This window comes from Pseudomonas sp. B21128 (genome assembly GCF_044218865.1).
GTDB classification, from domain to species: Bacteria; Pseudomonadota; Gammaproteobacteria; order Pseudomonadales; family Pseudomonadaceae; genus Aquipseudomonas; species Aquipseudomonas iridis.
Map to the genome: position 1 here is coordinate 2394312 of NZ_CP162590.1, position 12150 is coordinate 2406461.

General features: G+C 58.4%; 12 protein-coding genes. 6 read left to right on the top strand and 6 right to left on the bottom strand.

What is annotated here, in order from left to right; genetic code table 11:
* The first annotated feature begins 68 nt into the window (after positions 1 to 68).
* Both AB4P91_RS10675 and AB4P91_RS10680 read left to right on the top strand, forming a co-directional pair.
* Positions 69 to 713, top strand: coding sequence for an MBL fold metallo-hydrolase (locus tag AB4P91_RS10675; RefSeq protein ID WP_150592653.1), 645 nt, complete (start codon positions 69 to 71; stop codon positions 711 to 713).
* 114 nt (positions 714 to 827) lie between these two features.
* The gene (locus tag AB4P91_RS10680) at positions 828 to 1559 is read left to right on the top strand and encodes an OmpA family protein (protein ID WP_150592654.1); all 732 of its coding nucleotides are present in this window, start codon (positions 828 to 830) and stop codon (positions 1557 to 1559) included.
* Positions 1560 to 1811: 252 nt separating this feature from the next.
* Here the strand turns inward: AB4P91_RS10680 and AB4P91_RS10685 are convergent, their stop codons facing one another.
* On the bottom strand, positions 1812 to 2246 hold the full coding sequence (locus AB4P91_RS10685; RefSeq protein WP_042561009.1) for a YhcB family protein: 435 nt from the start codon (positions 2244 to 2246) through the stop codon (positions 1812 to 1814).
* Between the two features lie 144 nt (positions 2247 to 2390).
* Between AB4P91_RS10685 and AB4P91_RS10690 the strand changes: the two genes are divergently transcribed.
* The 3 genes from AB4P91_RS10690 (at position 2391) to zapE (ending at position 5585) form a co-directional block, all read left to right on the top strand.
* Complete coding sequence (locus AB4P91_RS10690) at positions 2391 to 3020, top strand: alpha/beta hydrolase (protein ID WP_042562198.1); 630 nt, start codon at positions 2391 to 2393, stop codon at positions 3018 to 3020.
* Between the two features lie 24 nt (positions 3021 to 3044).
* Positions 3045 to 4400 (top strand): tryptophan--tRNA ligase, encoded by a 1356-nt coding sequence (locus AB4P91_RS10695; protein ID WP_150592655.1) that lies wholly within the window; start codon positions 3045 to 3047, stop codon positions 4398 to 4400.
* Between the two features lie 90 nt (positions 4401 to 4490).
* The gene (gene zapE, locus AB4P91_RS10700) at positions 4491 to 5585 is read left to right on the top strand and encodes a cell division protein ZapE (protein WP_150592656.1); all 1095 of its coding nucleotides are present in this window, start codon (positions 4491 to 4493) and stop codon (positions 5583 to 5585) included.
* 60 nt (positions 5586 to 5645) lie between these two features.
* Here the strand turns inward: zapE and AB4P91_RS10705 are convergent, their stop codons facing one another.
* The 4 genes from AB4P91_RS10705 to AB4P91_RS10720 all read right to left on the bottom strand — a co-directional run bounded on the left by AB4P91_RS10705 (position 5646) and on the right by AB4P91_RS10720 (position 10764).
* Positions 5646 to 6629: an asparaginase gene (locus AB4P91_RS10705; RefSeq protein WP_395604761.1), complete on the bottom strand. Its 984-nt coding sequence runs from the start codon at positions 6627 to 6629 to the stop codon at positions 5646 to 5648.
* Between the two features lie 67 nt (positions 6630 to 6696).
* Complete coding sequence (locus tag AB4P91_RS10710; RefSeq protein WP_395604952.1) at positions 6697 to 7794, bottom strand: hypothetical protein; 1098 nt, start codon at positions 7792 to 7794, stop codon at positions 6697 to 6699.
* A gap of 126 nt (positions 7795 to 7920) precedes the next feature.
* Complete coding sequence (locus tag AB4P91_RS10715) at positions 7921 to 8808, bottom strand: nitrilase family protein (RefSeq protein ID WP_150592659.1); 888 nt, start codon at positions 8806 to 8808, stop codon at positions 7921 to 7923.
* Positions 8809 to 9003: 195 nt separating this feature from the next.
* Positions 9004 to 10764 (bottom strand): flavin monoamine oxidase family protein, encoded by a 1761-nt coding sequence (locus AB4P91_RS10720; RefSeq protein ID WP_395604953.1) that lies wholly within the window; start codon positions 10762 to 10764, stop codon positions 9004 to 9006.
* On the opposite strand from AB4P91_RS10720, the gene AB4P91_RS10725 reads away from it, so the two are divergent.
* Positions 10657 to 10887 (top strand): hypothetical protein, encoded by a 231-nt coding sequence (locus tag AB4P91_RS10725; RefSeq protein WP_395605013.1) that lies wholly within the window; start codon positions 10657 to 10659, stop codon positions 10885 to 10887. The two genes, AB4P91_RS10720 and AB4P91_RS10725, sit on opposite strands and share 108 nt — an antisense overlap.
* A 245-nt stretch (positions 10888 to 11132) precedes the next feature.
* On the opposite strand, the gene AB4P91_RS10730 is transcribed toward AB4P91_RS10725, so the two are convergent.
* Entirely contained in the window at positions 11133 to 12029 is an 897-nt protein-coding gene (locus AB4P91_RS10730) for a GlxA family transcriptional regulator (RefSeq protein WP_191624011.1), read from the bottom strand.
* Between the last annotated feature and the right edge of the window lie 121 nt (positions 12030 to 12150).

The following is a 12150-nucleotide window of genomic DNA, read 5'->3' on the forward strand; positions in this document are numbered from 1 at the left end:
TTCATCGGCGAGTGGCGTAGAATCCTGAATCAATATGTGCCCTTCCGATTACCGGCTCAGGATCTTTCATGACAGTTACAGCTCCCGCGTTGATCCGCGAAACCTTCCCCGTCGGCCCATTGCAATGCAACTGCACGATAATGGGTGATCCGATCACGAAAAAGGCCATCGTCGTTGATCCCGGTGGCAATCCCGACCTGATCATGGCGCGCCTCGATGCGCTGGGCCTGAAAGTGGTCAGCATCATCCATACCCACGCGCACCTCGATCACTTCCTTGCCTCCGGGCAGATGAAAGAAAAAACCGGCGCTACGCTGCATCTGCATAAGGAAGATCAGTTCCTCTGGGACAATCTCGAGATGCAATGCCAGATGTTCGGCGTGCCCTACGTTCCGGTGCCATCACCGGATCGCTGGTTGTCCGACGATGAGGAGCTGGCTTGCGGTTGCGGGGTGGCACTGCATACGCCGGGTCATACGCCCGGTTCCATGAGCTTTTGGTTTTCCGAGGCTAAGCTGTTGATTGCCGGCGACACACTTTTTCGTCGCGGGGTAGGGCGCACGGATTTATGGGGTGGCGATCAGGCGACCATCGTGCGATCGATCAAGCAGCGGCTGTACACGCTGGACGAAGATGCGACGGTGGTTACCGGGCACGGTCCGGACACGCGTCTGGGTGATGAAATGCGCGAAAACCCTTTCGTGCGGGCGTAAATGTTTGTCATGGGGGGCGGCGGAATTTTTGTCCATTGTCATGATCCAACGCCCGCAGAGGTTTATTGCCAACCGGCCGCTGCATCACAGAATGCAGAAAAGTAGGAGCTCTTCATGTTCACCAAGCGTCGTTTGATTATTGTCGCTACTGCCGTGGCCTTGTTGTCCGGCTGCGCCTCGCCTAACCCTTATGACAATCAGGGCCAGGCCGACGGCGGCTCCCAAGGCATGAGCAAAACCGCCAAGTACGGCGGCCTCGGCGCTCTGGCCGGTGCACTGGCCGGTGCCGCTATCGGTCACGATAACCGTGGCAAGGGTGCCTTGATCGGTGCTGCCGTGGTGGGTGCTTCGGCGGCCGGTTATGGTTACTACGCCGACCAGCAAGAGAAGAAACTGCGCGCGAGCATGGCCAATACTGGCGTTGAAGTGCAGCGCCAGGGCGATCAGATCAAGCTGATCATGCCGGGCAACATCACGTTCGCCACCGATTCGGCGAACATCGCTTCCAGCTTCTATCAGCCATTGAACAATCTCGCCGGCTCCCTGAAGGAGTTCAGCCAGAACCAGATCGAAATCGTCGGCTACACCGACAGCACCGGCAGCCGCCAGCACAACATGGACCTGTCCCAGCGTCGTGCGCAGAGCGTGGCGACCTACCTGACGTCGCAAGGTGTCAGCGGCGCCAACCTGTCGGCCCGTGGCGCCGGTCCGGATAATCCAATTGCCAGCAACGGCGACGTCAATGGCCGGGCTCAGAACCGTCGCGTTGAGGTCAACCTGAAGGCGATTCCGGGCCAGCAGTATGGCAGTCAGCAACAGCCGGGCACGGTTCAGCAGTATCCGTAACGGATTGCCTGAATGAAAAAATGCCCGATCCGGTGATCGGGCATTTTTTTGTGTGGCCGGCGCTGGCGCCATCGCGGGCAAGCCCGCTCCCACAGGGTTATGCGTGGGACACAGATTTTGGGTACACCCAAGAACCTGTGGGAGCGGGCTTGCCCGCGATGGGGCCGGTGCATTCACCGTAAAATCCTCAGGCACAAAAAAGCCCCCGGACAACGGAATTGTCCGGGGGCTTTTGCTTGTCGCTGCGACTGATTACTTCTTCAAGCCATAATGCTCATCGAGCATGCCTGGCGCGTTCGGAGTCTTCGGCGCGTAATCGCGTGGCGGCTCCTGATCGCGCGGTGGCGTCAGACGCTCGCGTGGGGCCTGCACCGATTCAGAGTGCAACGAGGCGAGCAAGCGCTGGCGAGTCTGCTCGTCCAGGGCCAGACGATTGGCACCCTCGGCGAGATGATCCTGCACTTCCTGATAGCTTTGGGTCAGTTTCTTGACCAGCATCGCGGTGCTGTTGAAGTGGGTGACCACTTCGTTTTGATAACTGTCGAAACGCTCCTGGATATCATCCAGTTGACGCTGCGTACGGCTCGGCGCAGCGTTCGGCGCAACGCGCGCGATCAGGAATCCAATGGCGACACCCACAACCAGGGCAAGAGTCGGTAACAACCAAACTAAGAGCGAGTGTTCCACGAGTCCTTCCTCTATAAACGGCTTTGCTTTACGTTAACGGCTCGAACCTGCGCTGTATACCGCGATTCACTCGCAATAGATTGGCACAGACAATTTGCTAGACGAGTCGACCCGATTCGAGGTCACGGAGTTCCTTCCTTGCTGATGCGTGAAACCCCTGTAGTGATTGATGGCCCAGTCGGCCAAATTGAAGCTCTTTACCTGGATAACGAGCAGCCGCGCGGCATCGCGCTGATCTGCCATCCGAACCCGGTGCAGGGCGGCACCATGCTCAACAAGGTCGTCTCGACCCTGCAGCGCACGGCCCGCGACGCCGGTCTGATAACGCTGCGCTTCAATTATCGCGGCGTCGGCGCCAGCGAAGGTAGCCACGACATGGGCACCGGTGAGGTCGACGACGCTCAAGCCGCCGCCGCATGGCTGTTGGAAAAACACCCGAATCTGCCACTGACCCTGTTCGGTTTCTCCTTCGGCGGATTTGTTGCAGCAAGTCTCGGCGGCCGTCTCGAAGCCCAGGGCGTGCAACTCAAGCACCTGTTCATGGTTGCGCCGGCGGTGATGCGTCTGGGCGAGCAGGATCAACTGCCAGCGCATGTCGAGTTGACCGTGATCCAGCCGGAAACCGACGAAGTCATCGATCCGCAATTGGTCTATGACTGGTCGGACGAACTCCAGCGCCCCCATGAGCTGCTGAAAGTGGCAGAATGCGGACACTTTTTTCATGGCAAGTTGACCGATCTCAAGGATCTGATCCTGCCGCGTCTCTCGAATTGATTGCAGTCTGACAAGCGATTACCCATGACGAACCGTACCCGCATCCTCACCGGCATCACCACCACCGGCACGCCACACCTTGGCAACTACGCCGGCGCCATCCGTCCGGCGATCCTCGCCAGCCGCGACAGCAATGCCGATTCGTTCTACTTTCTGGCCGACTACCACGCCCTGATCAAATGCGATGACCCGCTGCGCATCCAGCGCTCGCGACTGGAAATCGCTGCGACCTGGCTGGCCGGTGGCCTGGATGTCGACCGCGTGACCTTCTACCGTCAGTCGGACATCCCGGAAATTCCCGAGCTGACCTGGCTGCTGACCTGCGTCGCCGCCAAGGGCTTGCTCAACCGTGCGCACGCCTACAAGGCCTCGGTGGACAAGAACGTCGAAACCGGTGAAGACCCGGATGCCGGCATCACCATGGGGCTTTACAGCTACCCGGTGCTGATGGCCGCGGACATCCTGATGTTCAACGCGCACAAGGTGCCGGTCGGTCGTGACCAGATCCAGCACGTGGAAATGGCCCGCGACATCGGCCAGCGCTTCAACCACTTGTTTGGTCAGGGCAAAGAATTCTTCACCATGCCTGAAGCGCTGATCGAAGAAAGCGTGGCGACGTTGCCTGGCCTCGACGGTCGCAAGATGTCGAAGAGCTACGACAACACCATTCCATTGTTCTCCAGCGCCAAAGAGATGAAGGACGCGATCTCGCGGATCGTCACTGACTCCAAAGCGCCAGGCGAAGCCAAGGACCCGGACAACTCCCACCTGTTCACTCTGTTTCAGGCCTTCGCCACGCCAGCACAGGCTGACGAATTCCGCAGTCAACTGCTCGGTGGCCTGGGTTGGGGCGAGGCGAAGAACCGCCTGTTCCAGTTGCTTGACAACGAACTGGGCGAGGCGCGCGACAAGTATCATCAGTTGATCGAGCGTCCCGCGGATCTGGAAGACATCCTGCAGATAGGCGCGAAAAAGGCCCGTGCCGTGGCAACGCCGTTCCTCAACGAACTGCGTGAAGCCGTGGGCCTGCGTTCGTTTGTCAATCAGGTTCAGGTGGCTGCGACCACCAAGAAGAAAGCCGTAAAAGCCGCGCGCTTCGTCAGTTTCCGCGAAGACGACGGCAGTTTCCGTTTCCGTCTGCTGGCGGCCGATGGCGAGCAATTGCTGCTGTCGCGCAACTTCGCTGATGGCAAAACCGCTGGCCAGGTGACCAAGCAACTGCAATCCGGTCAGCCTCTGGACGTGCGCAGCGAAGACTTGAGCTTCAGCGTGTGGCTGGAAGGCGAGTGCATTGGCGACAGCCCGGCATTCGCTGACAGCACGGCGCGGGACGCGGCCATCGAGGCCCTGCGCATCGCGTTGACCCCGGTACAGGAATAATCAGCGGCTCGGCCCGACCAAGGGCTGATTGCCATTCCCATGGGCCGTCGCTACAGTGACGGCCCGTTTTTGTTGCCTTGCTAACGAATTATGACGCCCCTAGAACGATATCAAGCTGATCTGAAACGCCCGGACTTCTTCCATGACGCCGCGCAGGAAACTGCTGTGCGTCATTTGCAGCGCCTGTACGAGGATCTGATTGCCGCCGATCAGAGCAAGCCGGGTCTTTTGAGCAAGTTGTTTGGCAAAAAGGATCAGACGCCGGTCAAGGGTCTGTATTTCTGGGGCGGCGTGGGTCGCGGCAAGACTTACCTGGTCGACACCTTCTTCGAAGCGCTGCCGTTCAAGGAAAAGACCCGCACGCACTTCCACCGTTTCATGAAGCGTGTGCACGAAGAGATGAAAACCCTCGGCGGCGAGAAAAACCCGCTGACCATCATCGCCAAGCGTTTCGCGACTGAGTCGCGGGTCATCTGCTTCGATGAGTTCTTTGTCTCTGACATCACCGACGCAATGATCCTCGGCACGCTGATGGAAGAGTTGTTCAAGAACGGCGTGACCCTGGTCGCGACCTCGAACATCGTTCCCGATGGTCTGTACAAGGACGGCCTGCAACGCGCGCGCTTCCTGCCGGCCATTGCGCTGATCAAGCAGCACACTGAAATCGTCAACGTCGACAGCGGCGTCGACTACCGTTTGCGTCACCTCGAACAAGCGGAGCTGTTCCACTATCCGCTCGACGAAGCCGCTCACGAAAGCCTGCGCAAGAGCTTCAAGGCACTGACACCGGAATGCACGGCGGCGGTGGAAAACGACGTGCTGATCATTGAAAATCGTGAGATCCGCGCCCTGCGCACGTGTGATGACGTGGCCTGGTTCGACTTCCGCGAACTGTGCGACGGCCCGCGCAGCCAGAACGACTACATCGAACTGGGCAAAATCTTCCACGCCGTCCTGCTCAGCGGTGTCGAGCAGATGAGCGTCACCACCGACGACATCGCTCGCCGCTTCATTAACATGGTTGACGAGTTCTACGACCGGAACGTGAAGCTGATCATCTCTGCTGAAGTCGAGTTGAAGGATCTGTACACCGGCGGGCGCCTGAACTTCGAGTTCCAGCGCACGTTGAGTCGCCTGCTGGAGATGCAGTCGCACGAATTCCTGTCGCGGGCGCACAAGCCTTAAGTAGATCTCGAATTCAGAAAAAGGGCCTGCAATTGCAGGCCTTTTTTTTTGCGCGTGTGGTCAACCGGTTTGATCGAGGTAAGACGCCAGATGCTGTTGCTGTCGGCACCCGACCAGCAGCCAGAGCAAAATCCTCGCTTTGCGCGGGCAGGCGAACCCGGCCATCAGGGCACCCTTGCGCTGCAAATCGATTTCGCTGCCCTCAAAGCCGTAGGTTGACCGTGCCGTGGAGCCACCGCCGGTGCGTGTCGCGATGATCACCGGAATGTGTCGGGCGATGGTTTCGATGACGTTGGCCCAGTGTGCGGACACATGTCCGGCACCGAATCCGGCGATCACCAGCCCGTCATAGCCCAGCGCGACGACATTTTCCAGCAGCAGGCTGTCCGCAGAAAGCGACGCTTCCAGCAAGGCGATTGTCTGGTTGGTGTTTTGCGGCACGGGCAAGACCTGGCGTGCAAACGGCGGCTGCAAATAACGCACAACACCTTCCATTAGAAGGCCGGCAGGACCGGTCACAGGCGATGCGAACGCGTGCAGCGCCATGGCGTCGACTTTGCGCACGGCGCTCGCCCGGTGAATCTGCCCTTGGATAACCACTTGGGCGCCGCGTCTCCGACTGCTTTGCGCCAGTGCGACGCGGCCGGCATCCAGCAGGTTTGCCGGGCCATCGGCACCCGCCTGGGCCGCCGAGCGCATGGCCCCCGTCAGCACCAGCGGTTCGTCGTGTTCCCACAGATGATCAAAAAAAGTGGCGGATTCCTCCAGCGTGTCCGTGCCTTGAACAATGATGACGCCTGCCGCACCTTGATTGATCTGAAAGTTCGCCCAGCACAACACGTTCAGCAGATATTCGAAATCAAGTGAGGCGCCGGGCAACAGTCCGAGCGTCTCAACCGTCAACTGCGCAAGCGTTTTCAGTTCCGGCACCGTGTTCAGGAGCGCCTCGCCGGACACCGATGGAACGACACCTTCGCCGCTTTGTAGCGATTGCATGCTGACAGTACCGCCGAGTGCGGCAATGGCCAGTTTGGGCAAGTCCATGTGATACCTCGCAAAGGAAACCGGCGGCTCCTGAATTGGATTCAAGCGCCAGCCGGGAAGGGGGACGTCAGCGGCTTGCCAGCCAGCCGACGAGCGGAAGGATCAGCAGCGTGCTGATGGCCATGGACAACACATTCCCGATGAAACCGTGCATGTGCCCCGGCACTCGCTGCGCGAGGGCGCAAGCCAGCGGTGGCGCGATCAGGGCGCCGAGCAATGCGCTTGAGGCAATCACTTGCCAGTCGCCGCCGTAGGTCAAAATCGCTGCCGGAACGACGGATACCAGCGGCACATAGGTCGGGTACCAGCCTCGGGCTATCCATTGTCTGCGCCAGATCAGCACGCCCAGTGCCGAGGTCAATGCCTGGCCCGCCAGTAGTTGCGGCAGCAAACCGGTGCCATAGGCAGGGCTCAGCGGGTTCAGGGTAAACGCCAGCAATGCGCCGACGATCAGCCCCAGACTGGCCCATTCATTGCCGAAAAAAGGCGCTTCGGAGAAGTCCGCCAAGACCCGACGAATGCTCCAGACCACACCATAATCGGGAGCCTTGGCGGTCACAGGGCTGCTGGCTTCCTCGGCGACTTGTTCGGGCGCCGCGGATGTCACCAGACTCGGCACGCAGCGGCAGAGTATGAAGGCGCCGATGCTGGCGATTGCCATGCCCGATACATTGCCGATCACCACGGGCAGTCCGAGGGGATTGCAGACGTAATTCACGATCAGCATGCACATGGGCGTCACGAAAAGGGCTCCCATGATTGCGCCATTGATCGCGACCTTCCAGCCACCCCCAAACATCAGAACCATCGCCGCGGGCAACGACACAAATGCCGCAAACGTGGGTTGCCAGCTCGTGGCGGTGACGGTCCAGCCCCACAGGAGATTGCTCAGTACCAGACCCAGCAACGAACTGGTGACGAGCCACGGCCATAGTCCGCTGCCGTAACAGATGGTAAAGCCTTGCCAGGATTTCCCCGTTCGGTTCGCCCAGTAACCCAGATAAGCACCTGCCAAAAGGCCAATGGATGCGAACTCGTGTTTATAAAATGCCACCTCGCTGATATCTCCCAACACCCAGCGCAGCCAGGCGGTCGGTTCAGGAAGACTCGAGACCATGTGGCCATAATCCGGCCAGTGTGCTGACCAAAGTGAGTGATTGTTCATTGAGAGCCAGACAATCAGCGCTGTAGCACTCAGCAGCAATCCGATCATCATGCTGTCGAGCACTGTTCTGGCGGCGATTTGTTTCCGTGGTTTTGCGTGGATAGTTCCCATTGCTCGGCCCCCCGGTTAGCGCGGAAGGCACGGATGCTGGGTGTAGCCGAGCATTCGGTCGTAGACATCGCAGCGACGATCCCGATGGAGGTCGTTCAAGTCGTTCCAGATGGGCGCGCTGCGAGCGCTGGTCAGGTCAATATCGGCATAGAGAATTTCCTGCTGGTCGGCAGATGCCACGCGGCCGATCGGCCAGCCGTTGGTGCCGGCGATCAATGAACATCCAAGGTATCGAGCGCCGCGCTCTTCACCGATTCGACTCGCCGCCGCGATAAACACATTGTTGACATGCGCGGCGGTCATGGTCAGATACGAGGCCATGCATTTGCCGGCGTCATCGAACAACGGGGGTGGAGTCCAGACCCAATTGTTCAGGCTGCAAATGATGTCTGCGCCTTGCTGACTCAGAATCCTCGGGACTTCGGGAAACCAGATGTCCCAGCAGATCAGCAATCCAATGCGACCGATAGGCGTGTCGAAGACCGGGAAGCCCGAGTCGCCGGCAGTAAACCAGAGCTTTTCCAGGTTCCAGAGATGAGCCTTGCGGTACTTGCCGATAAACCCGTCAGGCCCCACTAGCACGCCAGTGTTGTAAAGCTTCGATCCCTCGCGCTCGGTCAGCCCGGCTACCAGATAAACCTGATGATGACGGGCGAAATCTTCCCAACTGCCGACACTCGGCCCTTCTGGAACCGCTTCGGCATGGTCAAACGCATCCTGCCGGTTCTGAAAGAAATAACCGGTGTTGGTCAGTTCGGGCAAAACGATAAGGTTTGCGCCGTTGTTAACCGCTTCCAGCGCCAACTCCAGACTGGTACTCAAGTTTGCCGCGCGGTTTTGCGTGCCGACCTGCGGATCGAATTGCACGACCGCAACACGAACAGGGCTTGTGGATTCACTCATTTTTCATGACCTCTTATTATTGTTTTCACGCCGTTGAATGGCGGGGTCATAAGAGTCGAGTCGAGCGCAAAGCGTAAGTCGGCGGTTTCCGGTTAAGTCGTAGTCTTTCTCCTAGGACGCGTAGTCCTGCGTTCACACAAAATCTTCGGCCTGCTGCCGGGACGTTCGTGAACAGTGGATGGCGTGCGCAGAAAATCAGGTGGTGTGGTGAAAATGCGGGTAGTCATTCATGGTGAAGCCGCCGTTGAAACTCGCATCGGTCTTGTCGCAAATATGGATGACTGCATCTACTGCGCCGCGAAAGCAGGGCTCGGTCCAACCGGCATCGACCGAAAATGACTCCCCCGATAAATACAGGCCCGAAGACTTTGAATAGTCTCGGTTGTATTTCAGCAAGCGGACGGCATCGTGGTAAGTCCCGGGACGGTAAAGCTTGGCGCACCCCAACGAATTTTTATCAGTCATCCAGCGCTGTACGACGGCTTGCTGCAGGCCAATGTACGGGGAAATACGTTGTTGAATATTGCTGGAGTTCATGAGGATTCTGTCCAGTTCTTCTGCGCACTTTGCGACCAGTTCCTTATCGCTGAAGCAGGAAAGTTTGGTTGCATCGTCCTCCCAGGTGTAACTCAAAAGAATGCAGTCGTAGCTGTAGTTCTCGTTGTAGCGGTAGGTATAAACGTCATGGATAAAGCTGTCCGTGACAATCACTTGGGGAATGGTGGTATTGCCCGACAAAAAGGATTTTTTCAGCGGTGCGTAGACCTTGCAGCTGGTTTCCCAGTGCGCGGTTTTGTACGCGTTAATGGTTTCGAACGGCAGCATCTGAGGCGTGAAGTCTTCCAGCTTGACTCGGGTCTCGATCAACCATGAGGGCAGCGTCATGATCACTGAATCAAAGTCATTGAAGTGTTCCTGGGTCAACTCGGGCTGGCTATGTTTGCGGTTGAAGTAGACGCGGATTTTTCCACTGCCGAGTTTTTTCAATCTGCTGACGGCGCAGTCGGTCAACAGGCCTTCACTGCTTTGCTGGCAGTGCTCATAAAACGATTGAGTGGACTCGTCGGCCTTGATGAACATCAGGCATTCACTCAACGCAGCGAGCCCCAGATAGCGTGGTTTATCAAACGGCAGGCCAGTCGAATCGAACACCGCATTGCTGTTCACAAGGGGTGAGTCAGGCAACGGGTCGCCTTGTTCATCCACTCGGCCATGCACTAATTGCAACTGGCTGCTGAAACCAAATATGGCCGTGCGCAGAGGATATAACGCGCACACGTCATAGAAGGCTCCCCAGCTACCGTCGCCAATCCCGATGGCATAGAAAATGGCCGACTCCTTTGCCGACATGCCCATCCCGCCAAAGTCACCGGGGGCGTCGCGATTCCAGCGCTGCAAGGCAGGCATGCCAACCAGCTCGCGGAAGGATACGGCATGGTATTTTTCGACGATTGCGGCCCAAGCGGCCTCCCAGTGCTCGCCCGCGTACATTTCGGCGACATGCCGGGTCATGCGGTCGGCGAAAGCCCTCCACTTGGCGTACACCGCTTGCAGTTCATCGCTGGGAGGCGGCGTCTGGCCGTCGGTATTTTTCCAGATCAGCATTTGCGGTGCCGCTTCGACCGCCAGACAGCCCTCGCGCAGGTAAATGCCGGTTGATTTGACCCACTGGCTGCCAGGGTTGGCGAAGTCCGACAGCGACAAGTCAAAGGTCTTCGCGTAATAGGCCATCAGCGATCGACCCTCAGTCGGCAACTCGCCTTCGCGGTTGAACAGCGGCATGCGCATCGCGCCCATTTCAAACGGCGTATGACTCGCGCTGGATTGAGGGCTGCCCGGAACGGTCAGGTGCCTGCCGCCTATGCGGGAGGATTGTTCGATCAGCGTGATATGCCTGAAGCCGCAGCGCAGCAACTCTCGGGCGGCTGTGAGCCCGGTGACGCCAGCGCCAATGATGCAGATCCGGTGTTGTGGGTCAGTGGCGCGAGCGATGCCGGCTTTTTGTTCGACCAATGCGCGATAGTCAAAGCACAAGTCGGGAGGATTGGGAAAGCGGGGCTTCCATTTGGATGGCGTTGAGCGTTTTTTGCGAACCTCAACGCCAGCGGCCTGTGATGGGTAGTTGTAACTGGATCCGATGGTCACTGTTCATCTTCCTTGATGCGGTGTGCATGTGAAGGAGTCTGTGCGGCGAAGCCATGTATGGACAGTCGTAAAAGAGGGCGGGAAGCTGATCTGTTTTCGCTGGTTTATGTGGGAAAAAAAACGCCAGGAGCCGTCCATGTGAAAGCACTACTCGCACATGGACGTCTGTCTGATTGTGTTTATGCAGCCTGCTGAAACTGCTGCCGATACTGGTTCGGCGACAATTCGGTGTGCTGACGGAACAGCCGCGCGAAGAAGCTCGCATCGTCATAACCGACTTCATAACTGATGGTCTTGATGCTCTTGCGGCTGGCGGACAACAATCCCTTGGCCGTTTCGATGCGCAGGCGTTGCAGATAGTGCAGGGGTTTGTCCCCGGTGGCGGTCTGGAAGCGGCGCATGAAATTGCGGATGCTCATGCCGTGCTCGCGCGCGACATCCTCGAAGCGAAACTTGTCGGCGAAGTGCTCTTCGAGCCAGTGCTGGATCTGCAGGATGATCACGTCCTGATGCAGCTTCTGCCCGCCAAAACCGATGCGGCCCGGCGAGTAGCTGCGCTGTACTTCGTAGAGGATGTCGCGCGCTACAGCCTGTGCGACGTTGGCGCCGCAGAAGCGCTCGATCAAGTAGATGTAGAGGTCGCAGGCCGAGGTGGTACCGCCGGCACAGTAGAGATTGTCCGCGTCGGTCAGGTGTTTGTCCTGATTGAGGTAGACCTTCGGGAAGCGCTCGGTGAAAGCGTTGAAAAAGCGCCAGTAGGTCGTAGCTTCCTTGCCATCGAGCAGGCCGGCCTCGGCCAGCCAGAACACCCCGGTGGCTTCTCCGCAGAGGACGGCACCGCGAGCGTGTTGCTCACGCAGCCACGGCAGGATTTGCGGGTAGCGGGTGCACAGCGTGTCGAAATCGTCCCAGAACGCCGGGAGGATGATGATATCGGTATTTTCCAGGCCGCCGTCCACTGGCATGACCACATTACTGAAGCTTTTCACCGGTTTGCCATCGGGGCTGACCAGGCGGGTTTCGAACGCCGGAGTCAGGCCTTGGCCCAGTTGTTTGCCGTAACGCAGGCTCGCCACATGGAAGAAGTCTTTGGCTTGCATGAGTGTGTAGGCGAAAACCTGGTCGATCGCCAGGATGCTGACGCGCCGCAAGGGCGTGGAGACGTGCTTGGACATAATTCAACTTTTGTTTTGTTTT

Excerpts from the sequence above, each read along its gene's own strand:
- zapE (WP_150592656.1), top strand. The coding sequence starts at position 4,491 with ATGACGCCCCTAGAACGATATCAAGCTGATCTGAAACGCCCGGACTTC.
- AB4P91_RS10710 (WP_395604952.1), bottom strand. The coding sequence starts at position 7,794 with ATGAACAATCACTCACTTTGGTCAGCACACTGGCCGGATTATGGCCAC.
- AB4P91_RS10680 (WP_150592654.1), top strand. The coding sequence starts at position 828 with ATGTTCACCAAGCGTCGTTTGATTATTGTCGCTACTGCCGTGGCCTTG.
- AB4P91_RS10690 (WP_042562198.1), top strand. The coding sequence starts at position 2,391 with ATGCGTGAAACCCCTGTAGTGATTGATGGCCCAGTCGGCCAAATTGAA.
- AB4P91_RS10715 (WP_150592659.1), bottom strand. The coding sequence starts at position 8,808 with ATGAGTGAATCCACAAGCCCTGTTCGTGTTGCGGTCGTGCAATTCGAT.
- AB4P91_RS10705 (WP_395604761.1), bottom strand. The coding sequence starts at position 6,629 with ATGGACTTGCCCAAACTGGCCATTGCCGCACTCGGCGGTACTGTCAGC.
- AB4P91_RS10695 (WP_150592655.1), top strand. The coding sequence starts at position 3,045 with ATGACGAACCGTACCCGCATCCTCACCGGCATCACCACCACCGGCACG.
- AB4P91_RS10675 (WP_150592653.1), top strand. The coding sequence starts at position 69 with ATGACAGTTACAGCTCCCGCGTTGATCCGCGAAACCTTCCCCGTCGGC.